At 65.2% G+C, this 26,315-nt stretch carries 21 protein-coding genes, 1 tRNA gene, 8 pseudogenes and 1 riboswitch; of the genes and pseudogenes, 16 read left to right on the top strand and 14 right to left on the bottom strand.

Going from position 1 to position 26,315, the window contains the following annotated elements:
• Positions 1–137: 137 nt before the first annotated feature.
• The 11 genes from LV780_RS18900 to LV780_RS18850 all read left to right on the top strand — a co-directional run bounded on the left by LV780_RS18900 (position 138) and on the right by LV780_RS18850 (position 13,264).
• Positions 138–1,382: a tyrosine-type recombinase/integrase gene (locus LV780_RS18900; protein WP_181318472.1), complete on the top strand. Its 1,245-nt coding sequence runs from the start codon at positions 138–140 to the stop codon at positions 1,380–1,382.
• Entirely contained in the window at positions 1,379–2,062 is a 684-nt protein-coding gene (locus tag LV780_RS18895) for a hypothetical protein (RefSeq protein ID WP_147326427.1), read from the top strand. The genes LV780_RS18900 and LV780_RS18895 overlap by 4 nt, the downstream gene beginning before the upstream one ends.
• A 41-nt stretch (positions 2,063–2,103) precedes the next feature.
• Positions 2,104–3,750, top strand: coding sequence for an IS1634 family transposase (locus LV780_RS18890; RefSeq protein ID WP_117344998.1), 1,647 nt, complete (start codon positions 2,104–2,106; stop codon positions 3,748–3,750).
• A 194-nt stretch (positions 3,751–3,944) separates the two neighbouring features.
• On the top strand, positions 3,945–4,784 hold the full coding sequence (locus tag LV780_RS18885; RefSeq protein ID WP_146172359.1) for a site-specific integrase: 840 nt from the start codon (positions 3,945–3,947) through the stop codon (positions 4,782–4,784).
• On the top strand, positions 4,777–6,588 hold the full coding sequence (locus LV780_RS18880) for a hypothetical protein (RefSeq protein ID WP_108222745.1): 1,812 nt from the start codon (positions 4,777–4,779) through the stop codon (positions 6,586–6,588). The genes LV780_RS18885 and LV780_RS18880 overlap by 8 nt, the downstream gene beginning before the upstream one ends.
• Positions 6,581–7,027, top strand: coding sequence for a hypothetical protein (locus LV780_RS18875; protein ID WP_146172360.1), 447 nt, complete (start codon positions 6,581–6,583; stop codon positions 7,025–7,027). The genes LV780_RS18880 and LV780_RS18875 overlap by 8 nt, the downstream gene beginning before the upstream one ends.
• Complete coding sequence (locus LV780_RS18870) at positions 7,024–7,485, top strand: DUF6262 family protein (RefSeq protein ID WP_108222747.1); 462 nt, start codon at positions 7,024–7,026, stop codon at positions 7,483–7,485. The genes LV780_RS18875 and LV780_RS18870 overlap by 4 nt, the downstream gene beginning before the upstream one ends.
• A gap of 44 nt (positions 7,486–7,529) precedes the next feature.
• Positions 7,530–9,497 carry an AAA family ATPase gene (locus LV780_RS18865; protein ID WP_108222748.1) on the top strand — a complete coding sequence of 656 codons (1,968 nt, stop codon included), beginning with the start codon at positions 7,530–7,532 and terminating at the stop codon, positions 9,495–9,497.
• A gap of 1 nt (position 9,498) precedes the next feature.
• Positions 9,499–10,176: an AbiU2 domain-containing protein gene (locus LV780_RS18860; protein WP_146172361.1), complete on the top strand. Its 678-nt coding sequence runs from the start codon at positions 9,499–9,501 to the stop codon at positions 10,174–10,176.
• 70 nt (positions 10,177–10,246) lie between these two features.
• Positions 10,247–11,668 (top strand): DUF4041 domain-containing protein, encoded by a 1,422-nt coding sequence (locus LV780_RS18855; protein ID WP_233864087.1) that lies wholly within the window; start codon positions 10,247–10,249, stop codon positions 11,666–11,668.
• A 393-nt stretch (positions 11,669–12,061) separates the two neighbouring features.
• The gene (locus LV780_RS18850) at positions 12,062–13,264 is read left to right on the top strand and encodes an IS256 family transposase (protein ID WP_117345032.1); all 1,203 of its coding nucleotides are present in this window, start codon (positions 12,062–12,064) and stop codon (positions 13,262–13,264) included.
• A gap of 62 nt (positions 13,265–13,326) precedes the next feature.
• Here the strand turns inward: LV780_RS18850 and LV780_RS18845 are convergent, their stop codons facing one another.
• Positions 13,327–13,911 carry a hypothetical protein gene (locus LV780_RS18845; RefSeq protein ID WP_117345072.1) on the bottom strand — a complete coding sequence of 195 codons (585 nt, stop codon included), beginning with the start codon at positions 13,909–13,911 and terminating at the stop codon, positions 13,327–13,329.
• 638 nt (positions 13,912–14,549) lie between these two features.
• Between LV780_RS18845 and LV780_RS18840 the strand changes: the two genes are divergently transcribed.
• A protein-coding gene (locus LV780_RS18840) for an IS3 family transposase (RefSeq protein ID WP_117345120.1) occupies positions 14,550–15,637 on the top strand; the annotation gives its coding sequence in 2 pieces (ribosomal slippage) (positions 14,550–14,811 and positions 14,811–15,637; 1,089 coding nt in all).
• A gap of 510 nt (positions 15,638–16,147) precedes the next feature.
• Here LV780_RS18840 and LV780_RS18835 read toward each other — a convergent pair.
• The 3 genes and pseudogenes from LV780_RS18835 to LV780_RS18825 all read right to left on the bottom strand — a co-directional run.
• Positions 16,148–16,222, bottom strand: a tRNA-Asn gene (locus tag LV780_RS18835).
• A 383-nt stretch (positions 16,223–16,605) separates the two neighbouring features.
• Positions 16,606–17,637: an IS110 family RNA-guided transposase gene (locus LV780_RS18830; protein WP_108222813.1), complete on the bottom strand. Its 1,032-nt coding sequence runs from the start codon at positions 17,635–17,637 to the stop codon at positions 16,606–16,608.
• Between the two features lie 176 nt (positions 17,638–17,813).
• Positions 17,814–17,981, bottom strand: a pseudogene (locus LV780_RS18825) (transposase); the annotation flags it as partial.
• 398 nt (positions 17,982–18,379) lie between these two features.
• Here LV780_RS18825 and LV780_RS22140 point away from each other — a divergent pair.
• Together LV780_RS22140 and LV780_RS18820 are read left to right on the top strand one after the other, a co-directional pair.
• Positions 18,380–18,598, top strand: coding sequence for a transposase (locus LV780_RS22140; protein WP_407647921.1), 219 nt, complete (start codon positions 18,380–18,382; stop codon positions 18,596–18,598).
• Complete coding sequence (locus tag LV780_RS18820; protein ID WP_205029389.1) at positions 18,496–18,885, top strand: hypothetical protein; 390 nt, start codon at positions 18,496–18,498, stop codon at positions 18,883–18,885. The genes LV780_RS22140 and LV780_RS18820 overlap by 103 nt, the downstream gene beginning before the upstream one ends.
• 46 nt (positions 18,886–18,931) lie before the next feature.
• On the opposite strand, the pseudogene LV780_RS18815 reads toward LV780_RS18820, so the two are convergent.
• The 3 pseudogenes from LV780_RS18815 to LV780_RS18805 form a co-directional block, all read right to left on the bottom strand.
• Positions 18,932–19,045, bottom strand: a pseudogene (locus tag LV780_RS18815) (transposase); the annotation flags it as partial.
• Between the two features lie 38 nt (positions 19,046–19,083).
• Positions 19,084–19,400, bottom strand: a pseudogene (locus LV780_RS18810) (integrase core domain-containing protein); the annotation flags it as partial.
• A 530-nt stretch (positions 19,401–19,930) separates the two neighbouring features.
• Positions 19,931–20,789, bottom strand: a pseudogene (locus LV780_RS18805) (IS5/IS1182 family transposase); the annotation flags it as partial.
• Between LV780_RS18805 and LV780_RS18800 the strand changes: the two are divergent.
• Positions 20,786–20,878 (top strand): annotated as a pseudogene (locus LV780_RS18800) (HNH endonuclease); the annotation flags it as partial. The pseudogenes LV780_RS18805 and LV780_RS18800 sit on opposite strands and share 4 nt — an antisense overlap.
• 427 nt (positions 20,879–21,305) lie before the next feature.
• Here the strand turns inward: LV780_RS18800 and LV780_RS18795 are convergent.
• The 7 genes and pseudogenes from LV780_RS18795 to LV780_RS22195 all read right to left on the bottom strand — a co-directional run.
• Positions 21,306–21,473: an ATP-binding cassette domain-containing protein gene (locus tag LV780_RS18795; RefSeq protein WP_011910323.1), complete on the bottom strand. Its 168-nt coding sequence runs from the start codon at positions 21,471–21,473 to the stop codon at positions 21,306–21,308.
• Between the two features lie 27 nt (positions 21,474–21,500).
• Positions 21,501–21,554 (bottom strand): annotated as a pseudogene (locus tag LV780_RS22135) (hypothetical protein); the annotation flags it as partial.
• A 274-nt stretch (positions 21,555–21,828) separates the two neighbouring features.
• Complete coding sequence (locus LV780_RS18785; protein WP_233864084.1) at positions 21,829–22,773, bottom strand: ABC transporter permease; 945 nt, start codon at positions 22,771–22,773, stop codon at positions 21,829–21,831.
• Complete coding sequence (locus LV780_RS18780; protein WP_108222775.1) at positions 22,770–23,336, bottom strand: ABC transporter substrate-binding protein; 567 nt, start codon at positions 23,334–23,336, stop codon at positions 22,770–22,772. Before LV780_RS18780 ends, LV780_RS18785 begins: the two co-directional genes overlap by 4 nt.
• Before the next feature lie 186 nt (positions 23,337–23,522).
• A riboswitch (cobalamin riboswitch) is annotated at positions 23,523–23,709 on the bottom strand.
• Positions 23,710–23,727: 18 nt separating this feature from the next.
• On the bottom strand, positions 23,728–23,985 hold the full coding sequence (locus LV780_RS18775; protein WP_108222774.1) for a DUF6525 family protein: 258 nt from the start codon (positions 23,983–23,985) through the stop codon (positions 23,728–23,730).
• Complete coding sequence (locus tag LV780_RS18770; protein WP_108222773.1) at positions 23,982–25,181, bottom strand: GTP-binding protein; 1,200 nt, start codon at positions 25,179–25,181, stop codon at positions 23,982–23,984. Before LV780_RS18770 ends, LV780_RS18775 begins: the two co-directional genes overlap by 4 nt.
• A gap of 544 nt (positions 25,182–25,725) precedes the next feature.
• Positions 25,726–25,845: pseudogene (locus LV780_RS22195) on the bottom strand (IS110 family transposase); the annotation flags it as partial.
• Between the two features lie 112 nt (positions 25,846–25,957).
• Between LV780_RS22195 and LV780_RS18760 the strand changes: the two are divergent.
• Positions 25,958–26,313 (top strand): annotated as a pseudogene (locus tag LV780_RS18760) (transposase); the annotation flags it as partial.
• Positions 26,314–26,315: the final 2 nt, after the last annotated feature.

Below are 26,315 nucleotides of genomic sequence, written 5' to 3'. Positions count from 1 at the left end.
GAGCCGACACACCTGCGATAACTTACATAATATATCTTATCAGAACCTCACCACAGAAAGCGGTAGTTTCGACGCGTTTATGACGCAGTTGCAGTAGTTTGCTGACTATGTTCTGTTTCCGTTCGGAGGTGCGCCGAATGGCTTATGTTCCCTTTGCCACAGACCGGTATTTTCTTCGCGTGCGGCGCTTCATCCTCGCAGACGGCGAACGCTTCGTCACCGTCGTCGACGAAGCCGGCGCGCCGGCGTACTACCCGACAGCGCTGGCGCTCACACGGCGTTCCCATGGCCACTCGTCAGAGACCATGGGTGCAGAAGCCACAGATCTGGTTCACCTCGGGCTCTGGGCGGTTCGGGAGCGTATCGACCTGAATGCGCGGCTTGAGGGAGGCGCATATTTCGATCTGGTCGAGATCGAGACTCTGGCGGAGGCCTGCGGGCTGAAGACGGCGAGTCTACGACGGATCGCGTTGCCATCGGTGACGGAGATGCGCCGCGGGGTTGCCATGTCGAAAACCGACATCGTCAGTAATGCCCTGAAGTGTCGGCGCCTGTCGACGGCCGCCCGCTATTTCGATTTCGTCGGACGCATGTCCGAGGCCCATCTTCGAAAGCGTTCGCTGGAACTCGCCGAGCGGATCAGCGCGCGCAAGGACATGGCCGCTCACATAGCGGTTCACCAGCCAAGGATCCAGTCCTCGCGAATCCGGAGCATCGTCAAGGCAGCCGATCTGGCCCGGGTGGCGGCTTTTGTGGCCACGGGCGATCCCTTCGACGTCTGGAAGACGGAAGCGATGGCGCGGCGCAACTGGGCCCTTGTCTGCCTGTTGGTGGCATCCGGTATCCGTCAAGGTGAAGCACGGCAGTTGAAGCCCAAGGACATTGATCTTGCGGCCTGTGAGATCCGAGTGGAGCGACGGCATGACGATCCGGAAGATCCGCGGACCCGTGAGCCGAATGCAAAGACCCTCGACCGGATCGTGCCCTTCGGTCCCACTGTTGCTCGGGCACTGGAGGACTACATGTTGGGTCCGGGAAGCGACGCGGCCGAGAAGCGCGGTTCGCCCTTCATCTTCCTGAGCCACGACAACCATACGCATGGCACGCCGATCTCCGATCGCACCGTTGGCCGGGTGGTCCACGAACTCGGAAAGCATCTCGGAATCGAAGGACTGACGCCGCACCACCTTCGGCATGGCTGGATTCAGAACCTGGCCGACTGGGCAATCGCGGCCCGGATCAGCGCCGAGGACTTCGCGCGCTTCGCCAACTTCCTCGGTGGTTGGTCCTATCTGAGCAAGATGGCCGCTGAATACCGAGGTGATCACTTGACGGAAGCCGCTTTTAAGGCAGGACTCCGGGTTCAGGAGAGCCGTTCGTGAAATCACCCACGAGTTCGACGCCTGTAGTTCGGTCTGAATATCGGCAAGCATTCGCCTCTGATGGCACTCCGTTCAATCCCGAGCAGGATTTCTGGTCGTTCCGCACGCTCAGCGCCGCCGTCAATATCGACTTTACTCTTTTGCGGGAAGGCGCGTCAGGCGTCTTGATCGATTCTTTGAAGCGATCAATGCGCACGATGGTGGCAACCAGAAATTTGAACACCTCTGGAGCAGCCTTCCGCCAGTTCAGAAATCTTGTGCTGTTCGCACACCAACGTCGCGATGGACAGGTCGAAGAAATTGACGCGGAGGATGTCGCTCACTGGTGCGCGCGCGGCAACGTCGCTCACCTCGCACAGCTTCGTATCCTTGCCGAAACCTGGAGGACGCTGAATCTGCCCGGGATCCTGCCGGAAACGCACGACTTCATGGCTCAGATTCGGGTGCCGCCGAAGAACGACAAGGAGGCGGTGCGCACATGGAACCCGGATGCTGGTGCCTATCGTCCGGCCGAGGACGCGGCGCTGAAGGCGGCACTCGACGCAGCATTCAACTCGGGCCACCCAAGTTCGACAAAATCCACCCGGGACTGGCGCGATTCCGGCGGGCTGTTCGAGTCGTTTCAATGGGTTGGCCGTCAGCACGCCGAGGTTTCATGTAGTTACATGGAGCGCAGCTAAAAGTTCTTGCTTAGAAGGCGCAATGCTGCGATTTCGTAGGGATGTTCATTCGCATCACCGAAAATGGCGGCCGGCGCTACCTCCAGATCATGGAGTCCTACCGTAACGACGCCGGCAAGCCGCGCAGCCGCGTGATCGCGAACCTCGGGCGCATCGACGACAGACCGGACGGCCATCTCGACTCCCTGATCCGGGGGCTGTGCAAGGTCACGGGGCGCGATGCGCCGGAGGCCCTCAGGATCGAGCAGGAGCCCGGCCGCGCCTTCGGCGACGTCTTCGCCCTCCACGAGCTGTGGAAGGACCTCGGCTTCGACCGCGCGCTGGCGCGGGCACTGCGGTCGGGCAAGCGGCAGCTTGATGTGGAGGCGCTCGTCAGGGCCATGGTTTTCAATCGGTTGTGCGAACCGGACTCGAAGCTCGGCTGCCTGCGCTGGCTGGAGACGGTGGCGATGCCGGCCATGCCCGAAACGGTGACGCATCAGCATCTGCTGCGCGCGATGGACGCGCTGATGGACCATGCGGAGCGGGTCGAGATCGAGTTGGCGAAACAGATCCGGCCGCTGGTCGACCGGGATCTGGCGGTGGTGTTCTACGACCTGACCACCGTGCGCATCCACGGCGAGGCGGAGATAGAGGATGATCTCCGCGCGTACGGCATGAACAAGGAGAAGGGCGGCATTGCCCGCCAGTTCGTGCTGGGCGTCGTGCAGACGGCGGAAGGCCTTCCGCTCATGCACACCGTCCACCCCGGCAACGTCGCGGAGACCAAGACGCTGCAGGCCATGCTGACCACCGTCCTGCAGCGTTTCCCGGTCGAGCGGGTCGTGCTGGTCGCCGACCGTGGGCTCCTGAGCCTCGACAACATCGACACGCTGACCACGCTCGCCGATCAAGGAGGGCGGAAGCTCGAGTTCATCCTGGCCGTCCCCGCCCGCCGCTACGGCGAGCTCGTCGAGACTTTCCGCGGCCTTGCCTTCGACAAGACGGGCCTCTCCGAGGCTCGCTTCGCGGGTCACCGGCTGATCGTGGCCCACGATCCGCTGCGCGCGGCCGAGCAGTCCGAGAAGCGCCGAGCCCGCATCGCCGAACTTGAGGTCATGGCCGAGCGCATGGTCGGCAAGCTGAATGCACAAGACGCGGGGCAAAGCGACCGGGGCCGGCGGGCCTCCGACCGTGGTGCCTACAGCCGCTTCACCCGCGCGGTCGCCGAGGCCGAACTCACCCGCTTCCTCAGGGCCGACTTCACCGCCGACCGCTTCAGCTGGTCGCTGGACGAGACCGCCATCCACGAGGCCGAGCTCTTCGACGGCAAGCTCGCGCTGCTGACGAATGCTCCCGACCTGACGCCGGCCGAGGCCGTCGCGCGCTACAAGGCGCTGGCCGACATCGAGCGCGGCTTCCGGGTGCTGAAGTCCGACATCGAGATCGCCCCGGTCCACCACCGCCTGCCCGATCGCATCCGCGCCCACGCGCTGATCTGCTTCCTGGCGCTCGTGCTCTATCGCGTCATGCGCATGCGCCTGAAGGCCAAGGGCCACACGGCCAGCCCCCGCACCGCGCTCGATCTCCTCGCTCGCATCCAGCGCCACCGCGCGAAAATCGGTGAGCGCACGGTCAATGGGCTCTCTGTGACAACGCCTCAACAGATGGAACTCTTCGACACCCTGAACCTGCCAAAACCCCTCTGACGAACGCCGTGTAGTCACATAATGGCTCATTCCGCCATAATGACATCAATTGCTTAGCGGTTTTGCTGTCGAACTTGGGGGGCCAGGTCGACCTGTACGATTATACGGTGGCGCGGATGTTCCGCGGCCTTGGAATGAGGCCAGCACAACTTGCGGCCATGAAAGTGTGCGACCTTCGGCGCAGCGGATACGTGGTGGAGATCCGAATCCCGCTTCTGAAACAGCGTGGCATTCCGGAGCGCGGCGCGTTCATGCCTTGGAAACCAATCACACAAGGCTTGGCCGACGTTTTATTTCTGCACGTCAAGTGTAACGTTGTAGCTCGTGTCGCGCACGGTCATGATCCGGACATGGCTCAGCTTTTTCCTAAGAGGCGGAGCGACAGCTTGCGGACTACGCCAGGACTCGATCAGCATCAGGATCGACACGCAATCCAGAAGCCATTCGAGAAGATCTTCGCCCGCCTCGCTGTGGTAAGCCCGCTCACGGGCCGCGTGATGGTCGTGAACGCGCAGCGTGAACGGCACACGGTGTTGACCGGTCTCGCGATGAACGGCTGCAACGCGCTGGAGATTGCCGCCAACGCCGGCCATTCCAGCCCCGAAAGCTGCCAAGCTTACGTGGACGCCGGGATCGACCACTTCCAGCGAATGGAGCGGTTGGTCGGGGAGGCCTTCATCCCGATCGCCGACCGTTTCCTTGGCAAGGTCGTGCGGGAGGCGAAGGACCGGAAGGCGCAGCAGGATCCGGATGCAGTGCTGCGCGACACGAACTTGACCGGGGTCGGATCCTGTGAGATCGGGGGCTGTCGGGCGGTCGAAGCCGGGGTGGCTCCGGTCGCCTGCTACACTTGCCGCAAGTTCCGGGCCTGGGCCGAGGGGCCGCATGAGGCGTTGCTGGTGAACCTTCTCGCCCGGCAGAGCGAATTCATCGAGGCGGGCCATTCCGAGGTGGCCGAGACCCGCACCGCGACGATCGTGGCGATCACGGACCTGCTGGAGGCGATCCGTCAACGGGAAGCCGCCGATGGCTGAGATCATCACCTTCCGCCCGCGCAGTGAGGACTGCGACGACAACCTAGCCGACTACGTGGCAGCCGCGAGGTACCTGCCCTTCATGGCGGCCTCCGCCATCGTCTGGGAGGCTCCGGCGTGGGACCTGACGGGTCTCGCGAAGCCGGAGCGCGCTGGCCAGCCCCCCCTCGTCAACTTTGAGAAGGGCCGTTCGAAGGAACCCGCTCTTGATGGCGCATTCGGAGCCTTCGCGCGCGCCTATGTCGCCTTCAAGATCGCGGAGGAGTTCGGCCGACAGCGCCAGATCGGGAAATACACCAAGCCGGTTATGATGATGCGCGTGCTGGCCGCGGTCATGCAGGAAAACGGGGTAGCCGAACCGGCCGATATCACGCCTGCCCTGCTCGATGCCGCGGTCGACCGCATCCGCGCGCAAGGCGGCGATCCCTACGGTGTCGAACAGCGGGCGAAGGCGCTCGAATGGGTGGCGCAGGCGCTGAACGCCGCGGGCGTGGTTCGGGTGCCCTTCGAATGGTCGATTGGCAGGCGACGCTTTGCCATGGAGTCGCGGCTCAGTGCCTATGACGATGACCGTAACTTCACCCGGGACGAGCTTGAGGCCGTAACCGAAGCCTTCGTGAACGCGCGGACGCCGCGCCAGCAGGTCACGACTGCCGTGCTCGCCCTGCTCTGCTGCGCCCCGGCCCGTATCGCGGAAGTCCTCGAGTTGCCAGTAGATTGCGATGCGGTGCTCGATCCCGGCGACGGCTTCCAGGCGGGCCTGCGCTGGTGGCCGAAGAAGGGCGGCGCGCCCCAGATCAAGTTCATTCCGAAGGCCATGGTACCGGTGGTGCAGGAGGCGCTCGCGCGCATCAAGCTCCATACCGAGTCCGCTCGGCGCCTTGCGCGCGCCGTGGCCGCAGGCGAGGCGAAGTTCGTGAAGACGCCGAAGGGTTGGCCGTTCCTCCCCGGCGACGCGGGCATCCGCTACGAGCGGGCACTGATGGTCGCGCATCCGCTCAGCATCTTCGTCGTGGGAAGGGTCACCCCAGTTTCCGATCGCGTGGAGCCGATCACCTACCACCAGATCATGACGGCGCTTCAAGGCTCCCCGGGAAGGCCTTCGACTTCGATCTTCGAGCAGATGGACATCCGCTTGCCGGACGGCTCGCCGCTGATCGTGAATACCCACAAGCCCCGCCACTACCTCAACACGATCGCCGGCAAGGCTTCGGTGCCTCCGGCGGACACCGCTCTCTGGTCCGGGCGGAAGAGCCTGCGGCAGAACAGCACCTATGACCACGAGACCGCCCAAGAACTGTTGGCACGGATCCGCAAGGCGCGCGGCGTCGAGAGCCTCGCGCCGATCCCGATCGACAGCGAGACCGCCTTCGACATCGCCCAGATCAAGGAGACCGCGCACACCACGCCCTTCGGCTGGTGCGTGCAGTCCCTGCGGCAGAACCCCTGCCAGATGTTCGGGGAGTGCCTGAACTGCACTCATCTGGTCTGCATCAAGGGTGCGGAGGTCAAGCTGGCGAACATCCGACGCGAACTGGAGCGCGAGCGTCAGTTGCGCACCCGGGCGCAGGAGCGGATCGCCGGCGGCCTCCGCGCCTCGCCGCGGTGGATGGAGACCTTCGACCGTAAAATCGCCCGGCTTGAGCAACTCATCGCCATCCTAGAGAGCGCCGACGTGGTCGATGGCTCGCCCGTCCTGGTGGCCAGGATGGGACCGACCCCGCAGTTCGACCCGGTGGCGCCCGGGAAATCGCTGGCGCGGACCGGAATGATCCCAGATCGATCGGATGCTTCCGATGAGTAGCCTGAGCCCCAAGCGCCACATGAGCGCGGCCGAGATCGCGATGACCGCGGACTGGATCATCGGCCGACCGGACGTGCCCTCGTGGCCGGAGGTCCGGGTCTTCGTCCTGAAGGAATTTGGCATCGAGCGGGCCGTGGAGGCTCTGCGCCGCATCCCGGATCTGAAACGGGCCCGCCTTGCCAAGTCGGAGGCCCCTCGCCAGCGCGTCCTGGGGCCGCGCCCGACGACGCGGAAGATCGACGCCCTTCAGGCTCACATCGACCGCCTCGAGGCCGAGATCCGCCGCCTGGAGGCCGAAAACGGGACGCTTCTCGAGCGCAACCTTCGGCTCATCAATGGGGCCCGCGTGCGGCAGATCCCGGAGTGCGATCTCGACCGGCCCCTCACCCCGATCAATCGCAACCCGACGACCCCGCGGACGCGCGGAGGGCGGACATGACCCGGAAATCGTCGCTCGACATGGCCCGGGAGTACGAAGCGCGACTCGAGCACTACCTTGCCCATGTCGAGGCGCTGCCCGCGCGCAACGGCAAGCTGAACGTGTCGGCCGTGGCCGCCGCATGCGGCTTCGACCGCCAGATCCTCTACAAGAACCGACACGCCCGTGCCATGATCGAGGCGGCGGTGGAGGCCAAGGGACTGACCGGCATCGAGGAGGCCGGAACCGACAGCACTGTAAACGATCCTCCTGAGGCCATGGTCCCGCTGGCCCGGCTGCGCGAGGAGCAGCGCCGGGTTGCCCTCCTCGAACGGCGCCTCAGCGAGATGACCGCACGCAACGCGGCCCTGCGCGCCCGCCTGCGGCAGCAGTGCCTGATCGAGGAACACCTCATCGCCGCCGGGCGTCGCTCCCGCCCAACGGGCGCCGGACCGCTCTTCGAGGACCCCGGCGAGTGACCCGATCTCCACAGCGTCCCGGCCCATCGGCCAGCACCGTCCCGATGCCGAAACCCTTCGGCGCACTTGCGAACTACATCGCGGCGGACAGCGAGTTCCGCGGGATCGGCCCGGCACTGGCGGCGCGGCTCGCCAATCGCTTCGGACGCTATCTGCGCGACGCCTTGGCTGGTCGGGATCCCGGTGTCATCGAGATCCTGGGGCACGATCTGGCCGAGACGACCTTCGCGGCCTTCGACGTAAAGGCACAGGAGGCCGATCTTCTTGACTGGCTAGAGCGGAACGGGGTGGTCGAGGCCGTGGGAGTTCAGACCGCAATCCGGGTTGCCCGGTGCTGGGGTGGCGAAGGGGTCGAGGCTCTTAGGGAGAACCCCTACCTCCTGACCGCCTTCCTGCCCTGGCGAAGGGTCGAACAGATTGCGACGGCCCTCGGCATCGCACCGGACGATCCGCGGCGCGCAGTGGCGGCCGTTGAAGCTGTGCTCTACGCCGCGCTGGACCGGAACGATACCTTCGCGGCGGAGCGCGACGTCGAGGCGGGCGTCGCGAAACTCCTCAATAGCGCAGCGACGCCCGCCGGACACCCCGCGCTGTCGGCGATCGACGCCGCGGTGGAGAGCGGCGGCGCCTGCCGGCTGGGCGATGGCCTGCAGCCGTTCGGAGCCGCCGTGATGGAGGAGTTCATCGCCCGCACCATCACCGACTGCCTGCGCTCTGAACCCTATCACGACCTGGTGGTGCCGAAGCCGGACCCGAAGCTGGTCGAAGCCCGCATCGAAGTCTTCGACGCCGGTCAACTCCATCCTCTTACCGAGAGGCAGAAGACGGCGATCCAGACGGCGCTTTCCCAACGAGTGATGGTGCTCGCCGGATATGCCGGTTCGGGCAAGACCACGTCTCTTCGCGGCATCTGTGACCTCGCGGAGTCCTTCGGCCGCTCCCTGCACCTGATGGCGCTCTCCGGTCGCGCTGCGCAGCGCATGGCAGTTGCGACCAGCCGCCCTGCTCGGACCATCGCCGGCTTTCTTCAATCCATGGCGCGCTCCGACGCCGAAACGCTGCCGCCTGGTGCCATGGTGATCGTCGACGAAGCGTCGATGCTCGATCTGCCGACGCTCTGGCGGATCCTGAAGGTGCTGGGCGACGCCAACCTTATGCTGGTGGGAGATCCGGCCCAGTTGCCCCCCATTGGCTTCGGCTTGACGTTCCATGTGTTGTGTCAGACCGAGCGCATACCCCATGTGGTGCTGGATCGGGTGCTCCGACAGCCCGATGCGAGCGGCATCCCCTCTGTCGCCGAGGCGGTGCGGCTGGGGAAGCCCCCTGCCCTCGCAACCTATGAGGGGATCCGCCCTGGCGTCTCCTTCATCCCCACCGCGCCCGAAGACGCGATTGGCGTCATCAGCGGGATCGGACGGGATATGCGCTCATCGAGTGCCGACCCCGGCGACACCCAGATCATTGCACCGGTCAAGGCCGGCCCGGCCGGTATCGACGCCATCAATAGTCACTTCCATGCGTTACGACGGCAGGCCACCGATGGCACCCTCTTCCCCGGTCGCAGCGACATTGCCGAGGGCGATCCGATCATCTGGACCCGGAACGACTGGGACCGGGAACTCATGAACGGGTCGATGGGCCGAGTCCAGTCGGTGATCGACGGCATCGCGCACGTCACGATCGACGGCAAGCCGTTCGAACTCGATGCTGCCGACGCGGACAACTTGGACTTGGCCTATGCCATCTCGGTCCATAAGGCCCAAGGCTCTCAGTGGCGGCGCGTCATCATTCCGGTCTTCCCATCCCGTCTGCTGGACCGGACCCTGATCTACACCGCCATCACGAGAGCCACGGAGCAAGTCATCATATTGGGGGACCGACGCGCCCTAGCGGCTGCTATAGAGAACACGCCTGCTTCAACAGCACGCTCTGTTGGGCTGGATAAAAGGCTGCGGCAGGCATACGGATTCTCTTCATACACAGATTATGTACCCGAGGCGATGGAAGTATAGAGTGAATGAAGTTGAGTTTGATGCGCTGATCACGGAACTCCGCAACGAGGCGGATGAGGCAGCTTGGCATATTGGCTTCATGAAGGTGGCGATTGGCCAGAATGAGATGATCGCGGATCGTCTCAACGGATCTTACTCCGGATATGCCGGATTGGTCGCACGAAGTGCCGTCAAGGCTGCCGTGATTTTGTATTGCGCGAGAGCCTGGGACAAGGCACGGAACTCCGTATCACTTCGCCGGGCATTTGACGAGCTCCCTGCGCTTGATGACCTTAATGCACGACGCAGTGAGCAGCTGGCGACCCTTGGGATCGAGTTTGACGAGGCCACTCTTGCCGGCCGCCATGCGAATCTTCTTGAAGAATACGGTGTGGCGGAAGCCTCACCGGAACACCATCATATCCGACTTCTGCGCACGGAATATTTTGCTCATCGTGTCATCGAAAGCGATGATCGCAAGAAACTCGCAAAGGCTGGAGTGGACGTGGACCCTGCCACGTATGATGGCTTATTGAGGCTCGCCGTGACCACCGTCTCGCTTGTCGGCGAGTTTGGCTATCTCTGGGATCGTCTCAGTAACCCATACCCCGACCGGATCGCTTACGCCGAACGTTGTTGTAGCGAATTCTGGCGCAACGTGCCGGTGCTGAGGGACGTTGAGGAGTGGAAATCATTGTGACCGCTGTAATCAGATGCGGCAGTGAAGACCGTGATATGATCGCCGCGTTACTTTTTGATGGGAGATTCTTGTGAACGACTCCAGCGCGCTCGCGGATCCAGTAGTCTTGGGGATCCTTGTCTGGTTCCTGTCAACACCACTCTTCCTTATCCTGTGGCTGATATACGCCCGGAAAGCGCGCCGTGCCGCGAGCAGGATCGTGGAAGTACAGAACGAGAAGGCGCGCGAATGCGAGCGGCTGACCGGTGTGGTGGACGAGATGCGCGGGCGGTTTGCGCCTATTCTGTCCATCGATGAGGAGGTGACGAAGTTAAAAGCCGCCGCAGCCGAAGAGAACCGGCGGGTAGAAGATCTGCGTGCCAGCTACGCCGAGAAACGCAAGGTCTTTGACAGACTTGAGCAGCAGGTGGCGATCTACGACGAACGTCTTGCGTTCGCCGAGTTGGGTGTCTACGAGCCGCACTTCGATTTTGGGGACAGCGAGACCTACAAGTCCCGCATCAAGGAGGTGCGGGAGCGTCAGAAGGCGATGATCACGCAGGGAACTGCCACGATCTGCCCGACGGGCTGGACTGTCGATGGAAGCCGGTCGAAGGGTCAGACAATGGTCAATCGGCAAATGCGCCTGACGATGCGCGCATTCAACAACGAGTGCGAGGCCGCCATAGCGAACACCCGCTGGAACAACGCGGTGGCTATGGAGAAGCGGATCATGGCGGCGGCCACCGCGATCAACCGCGAGAACAGCTCCATGAACCTCTCGATCAGCGACGCCTATGTTGCGCTGAAGATCGAGGAGCTGCGGCTGACACACGAATGTCGCGAACGCCTGAAGGCCGAGAAGGAAGAGCGCGCCGAACTGGCACGGATGGAGCGTGAGGAGAAGAAACTGCTGGCCGAGGCGGAGGCCGCAGAGCGCGCAGAACGGAAATACCAGGAACTCCTCGACAAGGCACGCAGAGAGGCGGAGGCCGGCTCTGCGACCGATGAGATGCGTCGCCGCATCACCGAACTTGAAGCCTCTCTTGCCGAGGCGCACAGCGCGAGCGAGCGCGCACGCGCCATGGCCGAGATGACGAAGTCCGGCTACGTCTACATCATCTCGAACATCGGATCCTTCGGCGAGGACGTGGTCAAGATCGGCCTCACCCGCCGCCTGGACCCGGACGACCGCGTGCGAGAACTAGGCGATGCCTCTGTGCCCTTCTCGTTCGACACCCATGCGATGATCTACAGCGACGAGGCGCCGGCCCTCGAAGTAGCGCTTCATCGCGAGTTCGCCGACCGCAGGATCAACATGTCAAACTTCCGGAAAGAGTTCTTCCGCGTGAAGCTCGAGGAGGTCGAAGAAGCCGTCGCTCGCCTGGCGCCGTCCGCCGCCTTCTTCAAGGATCGGGAGGCGCAGGAGTGGCACGAGACTCTCGCCCGCCGAAACCAGGCGCTTCAGGAATTGGCAGAACCTGCGGAAGACGCTCTTCCGGTGTCGATCTGACCAACCAGGCACACAAACGGAACGCCTCGTGCCCGGCAGGCAAAACCAGCTTTGCCGGGCACTCCAACAAACGGTGTGCGATGCGGCTACGACCTTCGGCGGACAGGAAACGTCATCGCCGTTCGCCAGCCAGGCTGTTCCAACTCAACCTGCCAGCCTCTGCGGACAGAGAGTTTCTAGAATATGCGGGATCAAGCGCGGCAAGCTGCTTCGCCATTTGCCCTCGAACCGCCATGGTGACGTCCCTTCAAATGGTGTAGCTCGCCGGTAGCGCCGCCGCCCGCTCGCGCGCTCACATCAAGCGCCGTAGCGGGCGGGCGGCGGTGCGGTGGTCATCGGGTTTTTCGGTAGGGTCGGGTTGCTGAGCCAACCTTGAACCGAGGAATGCCCCCGATGACCAAACCCATGATGGACCTCCGTGCGCTGGTGGAGAAGAGCGCTGATGCCGACCTGCTGCGCGAGATGATCGGCTTCGCCGCCGAGCGGCTGATGGAGCTCGAGGTGGGCGCCAGGACTGGCGCCGACTACGGCGAGAAGAGCAGCGAGCGGCTGGCGCAGCGCAACGGCTATCGCGACCGGGACTGGCAGACCCGGGCCGGAAGTGTCGAACTGCGCATCCCCCGCCTGCGCACCGGCTCTTATTTCCCCTCCTTCCTCGAGCCGCGGCGCTCGGTCGAGAAGGCGCTGACGGCCGTGATCCAGGAAGCCTATGTCCAGGGCGTCTCGACCCGCGCGATGGATGATCTCGTGCAGGCCATGGGCGGGACCGGGATCTCCAGGAGCCAGGTCAGCCGGCTCTGCGAAGAGATCGACGAGCGGGTCGACGCCTTCCTCACGCGGCCGATCGAGGGCGAATGGCCCTATCTGTGGATCGACGCCACCTACCTCAAGGTCCGCCAGGGCGGGCGCATCGTGTCGGTGGCCGTCACCATCGCCGTCGGCGTGAACACGGATGGGCGACGCGAAGTCCTGGGCATGGCCATTGGGGCCTCGGAAGCCGAGCCGTTCTGGACCGAGTTCCTGCGCGACCTCGTGCGCCGCGGGCTCTCCGGCGTGAAGCTGGTGATCAGCGACGCGCACGAGGGCATCAAGGCTGCCACGGCCCGGGTGCTGTCCACCAGCTGGCAGCGCTGCCGGGTCCATTTCCAGCGCAATGCCCTGGCGCATGCCGGCAAGAACAGCCGACGGGTGGTTTCCGCCTTCATCGCCACCGCCTTCGCCCAGCCGGACCACGCGGCGGCCAAGGCGCAATGGCGGCTCGTGGCCGACCAGATGCGGCCCAAGCTGCCGAAGCTCGCCACGCTCATGGACACGGCTGAGGAGGATGTGCTGGCCTACATGACCTTTCCCGCCCAGCACCGCGCCAAGTTACATTCCACGAATCCGATCGAGCGTCTCAACGGCGAAATCAAGCGGCGCACCGACGTGGTCGGGATCTTTCCGAACGAAGCATCCATCCGCCGCTTGGTCGGCGCGATCCTGATGGAGCAGACCGAGGAATGGACCGTCCAGCGCGGCCGATACCTGACGCTGGAAACCCTCGCTCCGGTCTGCGATGATCTCACCGTCAGCCTGCCTGCCGCGCAGCGCGACTGACCAGCTCGACCCGCTTCCGAGCACGAGGCCCGCGGTCAGCTACACCACAAGATGGGACACGATCACCGCCATGGCGTCTTCTTGGGCTTGACGTCCTCCAGCCGCACCTCGATCGTCTCCTGCCCGCCAAAGAACGCCATCTGGTCGTCATGGTTGACTTCGGCTGTGAATGGTTCGTAGTGAAGTATATGGCTGGGCGTGGCTCTCCAGACGCCACCTCGTTTCTTCCCGAAAAACTCAAGCCGCTCTTGAGGAAGGACGTAAGGTAACCGCTCCGGCTGCAATCTGCGTTCGATCTTCCAGCCGGCCTCTTCGACCTGCGCCGAGAAATTCTCCAGGAACAGGTCGATGGAAATCACATGCGAGAACTCCGCTATGCGCAGGTCTTCGCCCGCCGCCTCTTCATATCTGCGAGCCCTTGCCGACAAGGGACTTCCCTGCTGCATTTCCTTCAGCAGATGGACGTCATCAGCCCCCTCGATGACGTTCGTGATGTCGCCGTTCAGCAGTGCGCTCACATGCTTGCAAAACTTCCCCGCAATGCGTCCGGCTGGACACTTGCAGTGGATACGAAGGTCGGATCCGGCCCCCGTCACCGTGATTTGATAGATGTTACCTCTGCTGCCTCTCACACTGAACTTCGGCATCTTGCCTCCGCCGTCTCACACGCAACGAGACAAACACGTCCTGATCAAGGCAGGCAACACCTGTTGAAGCCGCACCGGCACGAAACTGGAAGCCTGCATGACGGGTGAAACTTTTCCGGCGCGCCCGCGCTCGATGGCATCCGAGTTCAGAACCTCGGCATGATTACACGAAACCCTCGCCCGCCGAAACCAAGCGCTTCAGGATATGGCCGCACCTGAGCGAGAGGCTCTTCCGGCGTCGCTCTGATCGGCCGAGCACACGGTTGGGAACGGTCGCCTCTAACCTGCCGCTCACTTCGGGCTATGGTCTCCGCCCCACCGGCGCATTTGTAAAACTACCGGTCAGCGCCCGACCTGCGCCCGAAACCGCCGCAAAACGACCGGTAGTTTGGGAGAACAGCGTGCGATGCTGCTCCAGCCTCATGCCGGGCAAGCACCCATCACCACACACACAGTTCTGAGTGTCGCATTCTTTTGATTATTTGCCAGTCATTCATAGGTGCAACGGGCGTTGTTGCAGAACTCACGCCTGAGGCGTGACCGCCCCTTACCCCACGGATGCTCATGCGGTAATCCTCCCCAAGGTTAGAGGGATGCGGAAGTAGAATTTTCTCGGCAGGATGGACGAGGAGATTCCGATGAAGAAGAGCCGTTTCACCGAAGCCCAGATCATGGGCGTGCTGCGTCAGGCGGAGGGCGGTTTGGCCGTGGCCGAACTGTGCCGCGAGCATGGGATCAGCACTGCGACGTTCTACAAGTGGCGGGCGAAGTATGGCGGCATGGACGCGTCCATGATGAGCCAGATGAAGGCCCTCGAGGACGAGAACCGGCGGCTGAAGCGCATGTTCGCCGACCTGAGTATGCAGGCCGACCTGCTTCGCGAGGCCCTTGGAAAAAAGTGACGCGGCCAGCTCAGCGCCGCGAGCTGGCCGAGAAGGCGGTGGCGACGAAGGGTGTGAGCATCGCGCTGGCCTGCCGGGCGTTTGGCGTCAGCGAGACCTGTTTCCGCTACAGCCCGAAGCGCGACGAAGAGAACGAGATGATCGCAGACCTGCTGGTCGGGCTGACCAATGTCCACAAGACCTGGGGGTTCGGGCTGTGTTTCCTGCACCTGCGGAACGTCAAAGGGCACGTCTGGAACCACAAGCGGGTCCATCGGATCTACTGCGAACTGGAACTGAACCTGCGCATCAAGCCGCGGCGACGGCTGAAGCGGGAGAAGCCCGAGGAACTGGCCGTGCCCGAGGCGCCGAACCTGGTCTGGTCGATGGATTTCATGGCCGATCGGCTGGCGGATGGGCGGCAGTTCCGGCTGTTGAACGTGCTGGACGACTTCAACCGCGAAGGTCTGGGTATCGAGGTCGACTTCTCGCTGCCCGCCGAGCGGGTCGTCCGGTCGCTGAACCAGATCATCGAGTGGCGCGGCAAGCCCTTGGCGATCAGGGTGGACAACGGCCCGGAATACGTCAGTTCCACGCTGATGACCTGGGCTTCGAAGCAGGGCATCGCCCTGACCTACATCCAGCCCGGCAAGCCGCAGCAGAACGCTTACGTCGAGCGCTACAACCGGACGGTCCGGCATGAATGGCTGGACCTCTACATCTTTGAAACCATCGAGGAAGTGCAGCAGATCGCCACCGAATGGCTCTGGAACTACAACAATGAACGCCCCAACATGGGCATCGGCGGGGTCACACCTACCATGAAGCTGAAGATGGCCGCGTGAATTCTACGGCCGGATCCCGCTAAAACCGGGAGGATTACCGTATGACGGCGGCGCGCGGCGGGAACCTGTGCTGGACATTGACCGTAGCCCGCCAGTGGTGGTTCGGCATGTCGGCTGGCGGTGCTGTATGCGGTGCGCACGCCCATTCTTCAGTGCCGATGTGAAGGCGCTGCGGATGTGTGACCGATGCAAGGGAATCGGGTTTGAAAAGCCTCTCAGCGAGTAGGGCGCGAGAGGTGCGCGGTTGATGCCAGCCGCGACGAGGTAAGGCGGTGCGTCCCTCGTTAATCCAACGACCGCAGCGGCGGGGCTGGTCCCTAATCCTGCTGGCCTGACGCCGCGCGCCCTGCACCTCTCGGTGTGGGGCGCTTTGCTGATCGCTCAACGGAGTCGGGAACTTACGCACTATCGCTGGCGTTAGCGCGCTCTTACGCCCAACTTACGCAGCCCGCGAAACTACAAAAGCCCCCGTCAGGGGGCTCTGTAAGTAGCTGAAATCCTTAGGATTTTTGGCTCCGGCGGTAGGGATCGAACCTACGACCAATTGATTAACAGTCAACTGCTCTACCGCTGAGCTACGCCGGAACTGGGCGCCATATATCAACGGGTTTGGGAGGCGTCCAGAGCGATTTTGCAGGAATCGCTATTTTTCTTCGCCGAGACCTGCGATCTTCGTCAAAGGAGTTGTCGCCTGCTTTTCAAGCGCACACACATGGATGGCGTCCCACTTCGTTCTCTAATCGCCTTGGTCAGGCGCTGATCTCTCTGCCGTTGATCCTGGGTGCCGGGCTCTGAGGTTCTCTCCGTGGTCACCGCGCGGGAGCCACATGTTGGCGTTCAGGGTCGGGTGGATCGAAGTGGTGTGCGCGGTCGGTACCGCATACCCGGGAGCGATCTCACCCTCGCCGCGCGTCCCGGCTGGACGCATTCCGTTACGCTGGCTGTCAGCGTCGTTCCGTTCGTTTTCCTTATGCCACCGCGGCCTCCCGGAAGGGCGTGTTGGTGCGCCACATGGCGTGCAGCGTCACCGCCAGCTTCCGGGCCAGCGCCACCTTTGCCTTGCGCGGCCCGGTCCTCTCGGCAATCGCCTTGGCCCAATCCCGCAGGCGTGGGCCACCCAGGTTCCGGCAGAAGATTGCGTTCGCGGCTTCAAACAGGCACTTCCTCGTGAAGGCATCTCCCCGTTTGGACACCCGCCCGTTCCGGCTGATCTCTCCGGACTCGTAGCGCCTGGGCGTCAGCCCAAGATAAGCGCCCGCGCTGGAGGATCGGCGGAAGCGGGAGGCATCATCGAAGGCCGCGACAACCGCCATTGCCGTGATCGGTCCCACGCCGGGCGCAGTCATCAGCAGGCGGACCGTCGCATGACGCCTGGCAACCGCCCTGATCCGACTATCGAGCGCGGCGATGCGGGCGAGGATGTCCCGCCTGGCCTGCATGAGCGCCTCGAAGATCGGCACGAGGTCCGGGACAACGGTCAGCTCGTCCCGGATGATCTCCTCGGCGCGGCGCTTGAACCCGCCGACCCGCTTGCCGAACATGATGCCGAAGGTCTTCAGCAGCCCCCGGATCTCGTTCTCCAGCCTGACGCGCATGCCAACCAGCGCCTCCCGCGCGGTCAGCATCGCCCGGTTGACATAGGCATCGTGGCTCTTGATCTGCGCGGCCTCGAACCACCCGGTGCGGACGATCTGCGCGAGCCCGCGGGCATCATGCCGGTCGGTCTTATTCGGCATCATCTTCAGCACGCCATTGGCGTGGCGCGCATCAATGCAGATGATCGGGACCTGCCTTTCCGTAAGGGCGTTCCAGAGCCAGACCGCCAGAGGCCCGGTCTCCATGCCGACCCGCTCGAGACCGCTGGCGCGTTCGGCCAGCCAGCCGGTGATCGCATCCGGGCAGGTCGGAACCTTCGTCTCGGCTACGAGCACCCCGTCCTGCCCCACCACGCAGATCGCTGTCTCTTCCTGGGACACGTCCAACGCCGCAAACACTCCCATCGCATCCTCCTTGCTCAAGCCCCGGCGAAGTGCCGGAGCGACAGACCCATCCTGCAACGGCGACGACCGCGGGTGGGACGTGGCGATTACGCTAAGTGGTGTAGGAGGCCGCGCGCGGAGCCTCCGGCGTAGCGCAGCGCGCGGCCGCGGGTGACGCTGGCGGTCATCGCAGACCGCGCGAGCGTTTCCAGCGTGAGATAGCGACCGCGCTGGACGGTCCATTCCTTGGTCTGCTCCATCAGAATCGCGCCGATCAGGCGCATGATGGAGGCCTCGTTCGGGAAGATCCCCAGGACGTCGGCACGCCGCTTCACTTCCTTGTTCAGCCGTTCGATGGGATTGGTAACCGGTATGAGAGGATCGGGGCTCCGTTCCGGCTGGTGGCGCGGCGCTGTGAGGTCGTGCGCCATCCCACCCGGATCAAGAACGAGGTGCATTCCATCCTTCACAGCCACCTGATCCCGAAGTGTCCGCACGCCGACCTGTTCAATGGCCACGGACGGGACTGGCTGTCGCGCCAGCCTTTGCCGGACGACGAGCGGGCGGCCATCGACCGGCATGTCCGTGAACTCGACCGGCTCGGCGAGGATCTGCAGGAGCTCCGATCGCGCCATCGCACAGGGCACGCTGGACAGCGCGGAGGTGCGTCGGTTGCTGACCATCACCGGCGTCAACGTGACGGTCGCCACCGGCCTCATGGCGGATCGGCGACATACGCCGCTTCAAGACCCCACAGAAGCTGGTGAGCTGCTTTGGCCTCGATCCCCGGGATCGTCAGTCGGGGCTGGGTGCGGCGCATCATGGCCGCATCAGCAAGGTCGGGCGCAGCCACGCGCGCGCCATGCTGGTCGAGGCGGCGTGGGCCGCGGCGAAGGCGCCGGGCCGCTGCATGCCTTCTTCGTCCGCATCCGGGCGAGGCGCGGGCATCAGGTCGCGGCGGTCGCGCTGGCGCGCAAGCTGACGGTGCTGCGCTGGCATCTGCTCACGAAGGAGCAGGACTATCTCTGGGCGCGCCCGGCGCTGGTGGCCAGGAAGACCCGCGACATGGAACTCCGAGCCGGGCTGCCGCAGAAGAAGGGCAACCGACGCGGCCCGGCCTACGCCTACAACGTGAAGGAGCTGCGGGAGCGGGAAGCGGATCTGGCGCGGCAAGCCGAGCGAAGCTACGAGCAGTTCGTGGCGCGCTGGAAGACGCAACCGCCGAGGACCCCGCCGGGCCCGCAGGACTCTGCCCGAGGGTCCCAGTAAACGCCGCCTTGCCCAAGATGGGCCGACTGACCCGACACAACCGGCCGCCCTCGATCGGTCGGGTCAGGAAGGCATCCACCCGCTCATCGATCTCTTCGCAGAGCCGACTGACCTGGCTCTTGGAGATACCGGTGCCACCCATCGCCTGCACGAGGTTATTGAACCGCGCCGGGTTTGCCGGAGGCTGATTTTCGTTAGTTACGCGGCCATGGGTTCAGCGTCCAGAGCGGCGTAGAAGTTCGCCTCGGCTTCGGCAGGCGGGATGTTTCCGATGGGTTCGAGGGGCGATGCATTGCATCGACGCGGTTGTTGAACCAGTCGACCCATTCGAGGGTTGCGTATTCTACCGCCTCGAAGCTTCTCCACGGGCCACGGCGGTGGATGACTTCGGCCTTGAACAGTCCGTTGATCGTCTCCGCCAACGCGTTGTCGTAACTGTCGCCGACGGTGCCCACCGACGGTTCGATCCCGTCTTCCGCCAAACGTTCAGTGTAGCGAATGGACAGATACTGGGCGGATTCAACCGGTCGTCGCAACACGTTCGATCGTATCCATTTTGAGCAGTCGGTCGAGTGCTTCTGCCGGCGTTTGCCAGCCGAACGTCTTGCGCGGTCGCGTGTTCAGCGCGTGGGCAAACCCGGCGCGATTCACCCCATGATCGCGGCGTGACCTGACCGGATCGGTGGCCTCTCCCGCGGCGTTCTCCTTCGAGGGTTGCGCCAGACGGGCTGGTGCCGAGCCTCAAGAACGGGGGAGAGACCGCATGCAGGACAGCACGTTCGCCGGGCTGGATGTCCACAAGGCGACGATGTCGGGGGCTGTTGCGCAAGGAGAACGCGGGGGCGAGGTCCGGCACTGGGGCACGATCCCGAACCGGCCCGATCACGTCCGCAGGCCTGCCGAGAAGCTGGGCTGCGACGGACGGGGGCTCCATTTCTGCTACGAGGCGCTACGAGGCGGGGCCTTGCGGCCATGGCCTCCATCGCCAGCTGACCGAACTCGGGCATGACTGCATGGTCGTCGCGCCCTCGCTCATTCCGGTGAAGGCGGGCAGCCTCGGCAACCGGGAAAGGTTGCAGGCCGCCATCGTGAAGGTGAACCGGGCGCCGACGCGCGCCGCGCCGTGCAGCATCATCTGCGCCATCGGCCCGACGGTCTTGGGCCAGCCGTAGGTGAGGAGGATCAGGCAACGATCCAGTGGATCGTTGGCTCGACGCAAGTCGATCTTCGTCCGGCAGCGCTGCGAGAGGGCGTAGCCCTCGTGCCGGGTGGTCCGGCCGTTGATTGCGTAGAAGCGCGCTTTCTGCGCGACATGGGGAGTGACGCAGGCCTGCTTCAGATCCCGGACGAACTCCTCGGCGTCATAAGCCTTGTCGGCCCCGAGCGTCAGCCGCTTCGTGGAAACGGGCGAGTGACGGTGGACCATGTTGAGTGCAGCCTTCCGCTCGGCGTGCCCGTCCGCCTGCGTGACCCGGCGCCGGGGGATTTCCTGTAGAGCCGGACCTCCGGATCGGTGACCGAGGCATGGGTGGCATTCGAGCGCTTCTCGCCGCGGAAGTAGACCTCGCGGGTGCGGCTTCGTGGCTTCGGCAGGGCCATGGGGGCTGTCTCGGGCTTCGTCTCGGTGGGTTCAGCATTGGCCGCGAGTGGACGCGCAGGCGGATCGTCTGGACCGCCCCGCCGGCTTGCTCCGGCCTCGGCTGGACGCTCTTTACCGACGCGTTCGCCATGGTGCTCGAACCAGTGGCGCACCAAGGCTCACCCTTAATCAGCGTGCCATGGACGGAAAAGTGCTCGTCCGACAGGAGCGGTGCGATCTCGTGATGGGCGAGGATCGCGGCCAGGAACTTCTGCGCGACGTCCGTCTCCAGCAGCCGGTTGCGGTTCTTCGAGAACACGGTCGGCCTTCGACCATGTCCTCCCCCGTGCCCGCGGCGGGGTGACAAGCTGGCAGAACGTGGTGGCCGCCTGTTCGTCCTGCAATCTGCGCAAGCGGGTTCTGCTTCCTGTAAGGTAGCATCGATTTCACCACCCCCTTGTTACATTGCCCCCTCGCCCGATGCCCCCGTGCCGCGCAGTGCCACCTCGGTGGCGCTCGAGCCGTGTGACAGAGCAAGGTCGGCCCTGAGCCGCCGGTCGACCCTCCGGGCGCGGGCCTTCGAAGCGGCCAGTCGAGCACGATGCAGCGATGGGGTCGAGCAGCCCTTCGCCGACGGTCGCGCAAGGCGCAGCGCAACCCGAGGCGATGCGCAGGAGGGCGGTGAGCTGTCTTTCGCATCAGCAGCATGGCGGTTTTGGCAAAGGCCGGAAATCGGTCATTGCAAGCTGTTCCGCGTCTGGCAGGATAAGCCGAGGTTGCCCGCAGCAGGGGGCTCGTTCCTCAGCTGAGCCGACTGACGAGCACCCGCCTCGCCTTGCGCTCATCGCAGGGTCAGGATGCGGTCGCAGATGGCGGCGAGCAGCGCGCGGTCATGGCTGACGAAGAGCAGCGCCAGCCCTTCGGCCCGCGCGAGGTCGGCCAGGAGCCGCACCGCCTCGGCCTGGGTCACCGGATCGAGCCGCGATGTCGGCGCGTCGGCAAACAGCATCACCGGATCGAGCAGCAGCGCCCGCAGGATCGCGAGGCGCTGGAGTTCACCTCCCGAGACCTCGGCCGGGGTGCGGTCCAGCAGGCGGCCAGCGTGCCGAGCGCGATCCCGACCGCCGCCGCCGTCGCCGCCGCGGCCAGCGCGATCATCAGCGACAGCCGCAGCCCGTGCGCCAGCCGCGCGATCATCGACCGGCCAAGGTGGTCATAGCCGAAGGGCGCCAGCGCATCCGGCCCCGCCAGCACGCGCATCAGGTTCTGGCGCAGCGGACCCACCGCATCGGCCAGCGGCGCCAGCGCGGCGAAGGCCAGCACCAGCGCCAGCAGGCCCCAGCCGATCAGGCTCTGTCGCGCCCTCATTGCCCCACCCCCCGCGGGTCGATCCGGCGCACGGCCACGTCGGTCAGCGCATTGACCAGAACGAAGCCCAGCCCCATCAGCAGCGCCGTCCCCTGCACCATCGGCACGTCGCGGTGAAGGACCGCGTGGATCAGCGCGTGCCCGATGCCGGGCCAGCCGAAGATCGTCTCGACCACGACGACCCCCTCGGCCAGCGTCACGAACTGCATGCCGAGGAAGGTCAGCACCGGCGCCGCCACATTGCGCAGCCCGTGACGCCAGAGCACCTGTCGCTCCGACAGCCCCTTCCAGCGAGCGAAGGCGTGTTGCGGGCTCGCCTCGATCCGGGCCATCGCGTCGCGGGTGATCCGGGCCGAGGCGGCCGCCAGCCCCAGCGCCAGCGTGAGGGTCGGCAGCACGAAATGCGCGGGCGCCCCGTGGCCTGCCGCCGGCAGCAGCCGGAACTGCACCGCCAGCACCACGATCAGCACCAGCCCCATCAGGAACTGCGGCACCGAGCGGAAGGCGGCCGAGGCCACCAGGAGCGCCCGGTCGAACCGCCCGCCGGCATGAAGCCCGGCCCAGAGGCCGAGCGGCGGCCCGATCAGCAGCGACAGCGCCAGGGCCGCCCCCGCCAGGTGCAGGCTCGCGCCCAGCTGGTGCGCGATCTCCTCTGCCACCCGCTCGCCCGACACGAGCGAGGTGCCGAGGTTCAGCCGTGCCAGATCCGCCATCCAGCCAAGGAACGCCGCCAGCGGCCCGCGATCCAGGCCGAGTTCCGCCCGCACCCCGGCGGCCGCCTCGGCGGTGACCAGATCATAGCCATAGCGCCCTGCGGCGATGCGGAAGGCGGCATCGCCCGGCAGCGCCTGCATCATCAGAAAGGAGAGAAGCCCCACCACCAGCGCGACACCCAGAGCCTGCGCCAGCCGGAAGCCCAGTTGCGACAGCGCCCCGCTCAATGGGAGAAAGCCCTCGTCTTCAGCCCGAAGCTGCGCTCGTAGGGGTCGAGGACCGCGCCCGTCACCCCGCGCGCCACCGCCGCGGTCTGCTGATACCAGGCGATTGGCAGCACCGGCAGCTCGGCCTGAAGCGTCGCCACAAGCGCGAAGGGCTCGGTCAGCGAGATCACCACCTCGTCGCCCTCGGCCTCGATCGCGGCGATGGGGGCCTTCGCCAGCAGCCCCTTGCGCGAGCGCGCAATCCGCAGCGACTGTGCCGCGGCCTCGGCCGTGAGAAGCGTCCCGTCATGGAAGCGCACGCCGGAGCGGATGTGGAAGCGCCAGCTCAGCCGGTCGTCGGACTGATCCCAGCGGTCGGATAGGCCCGGCAGCAGCCGGCCCTCGGCATCGGCATTCACCAGGGTCTCGGCGAGATCCATCTTCAGGAAGATGTCGCCCGAAAGTGACGGGTCGGGGCCCTTGATCTCGAAGGGCGCGGCAATGTCGAAGATGCCGTCGCGGGCGAGCGCGGGCAGCGGGCAAAGCGTGACGAGACACGCGGCAAGGGTAATGCGGCGCAGCATGGGAACTCCGTTGGATGTGCAGGGGGAATGGCTCAGCGCCGCGCGGGCGAGGCGCGGGCCTGCGGAGGGGGAAGGTCTCGTCGGGGCACCGGGCGGCTCTCCTGTCGTGGGAACGGCGGGCGGGGAACGGTCGGCCGTGCGCGTGCAGGCGCTGCGGCAACACGCCCCCCGGGCCCTCCGCCCGTGGTCGTCTCTGTGGCTCTGGCAGGTCTCCTGGCTTGCGGCTCGGGCGCCCGGCTTCCCTTCCCGGCCATTGGCCAGTGGTTTCGAAGCAAGGCTCGCCGCTTACAGTTGCGGGGGCAGTGCCGGATTCCCACCGGCTTCCCTCTTAGCCCGCGGTGCTGCCGCGGGAACCAAAGCGTCCCTGTGATGGGCGAAAGTGCCGGGTCTGTCAACAACCTGCGGAAGGTCCGCGGCGCGCTTCTCGGGCCAGTGTCGCGGCCTCGGCCGCAGCGAGGGCAGCCAGCGCCGCCGCCTCGCCGCCCGAACCAGCCAGCGCCCGCGTCCAGATCCGCCGGACCGAGGCCGCCCACCACGGCAGCACCGCCTGCGTCACCCAGATCCGGGCCGCGGGCGGCAGCCGGTCATGGGCCAGCATCGCATTCTCGCGCCCTCGCAGCCGCAGCGCGGTTCTCAGGTTGCGCCTCATGCCGCGCGGCCCCAGCGCGGGAACGGGTCGGCCAGTCCCTCCCAGACCTCGGGGGCGAAACGGGTTTCGGGCACGAGGCAGCGGTCGAGCATGGCGGAGATCCGCGCCCGGTTCATCTCACCTAGCATGCCGATGAAGACCATCTCCTGCCGGCGGTCGCCGAACTCGCCCGCCACGCGCGCGGCCATCCGCTCGCGCGCCTCGGGCGGCCAGTGCGCCTCGGGCACGGCGGCCCACCAGAGGCCGAGCGCCTTCACCTCGACCATCGGCCCCGCCACCGAGAATTCGCCTGCCCAGTCGGGCCGCGTCGCGATCCAGAAATGGCCCTTGGCGCGGATCACGCCGGGCAGCGGCGTGTCGAAGAACTCGGCGATCCTTGCGGGATCAAAGGGCCGCTCGGCGCGGTAAACAAAGCTGGTGATGCCATATTCCGCATCCTCGGGGACGTGGTCGGCAAAGCCGTAAAGCTCTCTGACCCAGGTCGGGTGGCGGTGGGCGGCCTCGAAGCTGAAGCGCCCCGTGCCGATGATCGCGCGCGGATCGACCCGGCTGTGGTCGGTTTCGACGATCGCCGCATCGGCATTCAGCGCCCGCAGGATTGCACGCGCCGTGGCCAGTTGGTCGGGCGTCGCGGTGGAGACCTTGTTCAGCACGATCACGTCGGCGAACTCGATCTGCTCGGTCAGAAGCTGGACAAGGCTGCGGTCGTCCTCATCCCCCAGCGCCGCGCCGCGATCCTTCAGGAAATCCTGCGCCGAGAAGTCGCGGGTGAGGTTCGCGGCATCGACCACCGTCACCATCGTGTCGAGCCGGGCGACGTCCGAGAGCGACCTGCCCTCCTCGTCGCGGAACTCGAATGTGGCGGCGACGGGCAGCGGCTCGGAAACCCCGGTGGATTCGATCAGGAGGTAGTCGAAGCGCCCCTCCTCGGCCAATCGGCGCACCTCGCTCAGCAGATCGTCGCGCAAGGTGCAGCAGATGCAGCCGTTGGTCAGTTCGATCAGGCGTTCCTCGCCGCGCGAGAGGCTGCCGCCGGCGCGGATCAGATCGGCGTCGATGTTCACCTCGGACATGTCGTTGACGATGACAGCGACGCGCAGCCCCTCGCGGTTGGCCAGGACGTGGTTCAGAAGCGTGGTCTTGCCGGCGCCGAGAAAGCCGGAGAGCACGGTTACGGGAAGGCGGGTGTCGGTCATCACGGGCTCCTCTGGCGTCAGGTGGAGCGGACCGTATGTTATAATATATCGCCGCGCAGGCCGAGACACCGCGTTTCCCGCGACCGGCCTCGCCCCGGTGCGGCAAAGGCCGATGCATCGACAACGTCTTCATCAAGCGCCGTTAGCGTCCGAGGAGCGTCCACCTTGTCCGTCTTCACATGGGCATGGGCGATCGCGTTCGCCATTGTCCTCGGACCATGTATGGATGGCTCCCGCGTGACAAGGGGGGTCGGCGTCTTCGGCAACTGGTCGGGTGCGGCCATGTATTCGGCGTCTCGATTGCGGCTTGCCCGCGCGCCCTGATGAAGTGAACGCCGGTCCGCGAAGCGGCAAACTGTCCGGTGGACAGTTTGAGGCGGGAACGGGCGGAGCCCTTGCGTGAAGATTGGGTCCCTGTCAATGGCGCGCGCTTGGTGCGCTTCGGTCCGAACGGGGTATCCCTCCTCGCTTCCGTCAGTGTGCCATCATCTCACCTTGCCCTCGCCAGTTCGATCAGGCCGCTATCGGCCGGGCTTCCCTGCCCTCAGGCCGCCCGCCAGGCTTCGCCTGTTCTCAGCATTGCCCAGACCTGTCGCGCCATGCGGTTGGCCAATGCGATGGCCACGACCTTCAGCGGCTTCTTCGCCAGCATGCGCCCCAGCCAATCCTCGCCGGGATCGGTGCGTTTGCGGGTCGAGATCACCCCGGTAATCGTCCCCAGGGTCAAGGGGATGGGACCGTAGAATTTTCTCGGCAAGATGGACGAGGAGCTTCCGATGAAGAAGAGCCGTTTCACCGAGGCCCAGATCATGAGCGTGCTGCGTCAGGCTGAGGGCGGGATACCCGTGCCCGAGCTATGCCGCGAGCATGGGATCAGCAGCGCGACGTTCTACAAGTGGCGGGCCAGGTATGGCGGCATGAACGCGTCCATGATGAGCCAGATGAAGGCCTTGGAGGACGAGAACCGGCGCCTGAAGCGCATGTTCGCGGACCTGAGCATGCAGGCCGATCTGCTGCGAGAGGCGCTTGGAAAAAAGTGACGCGGTCAGCTCAGCGCCGAGAGTTGGCCGAGAAGGCGGTGGCGACGAAGGGGGTCAGCATCGCGCTCGCCTGCCGGGCGTTCGGGGTCAGCGC

Source organism: Cereibacter azotoformans, assembly GCF_021391315.1.
Taxonomy (GTDB): domain Bacteria; phylum Pseudomonadota; class Alphaproteobacteria; order Rhodobacterales; family Rhodobacteraceae; genus Cereibacter_A; species Cereibacter_A azotoformans.
Note: the sequence above shows the minus strand (reverse complement) of the source record. Positions and strands in the feature narration are given on the sequence as shown.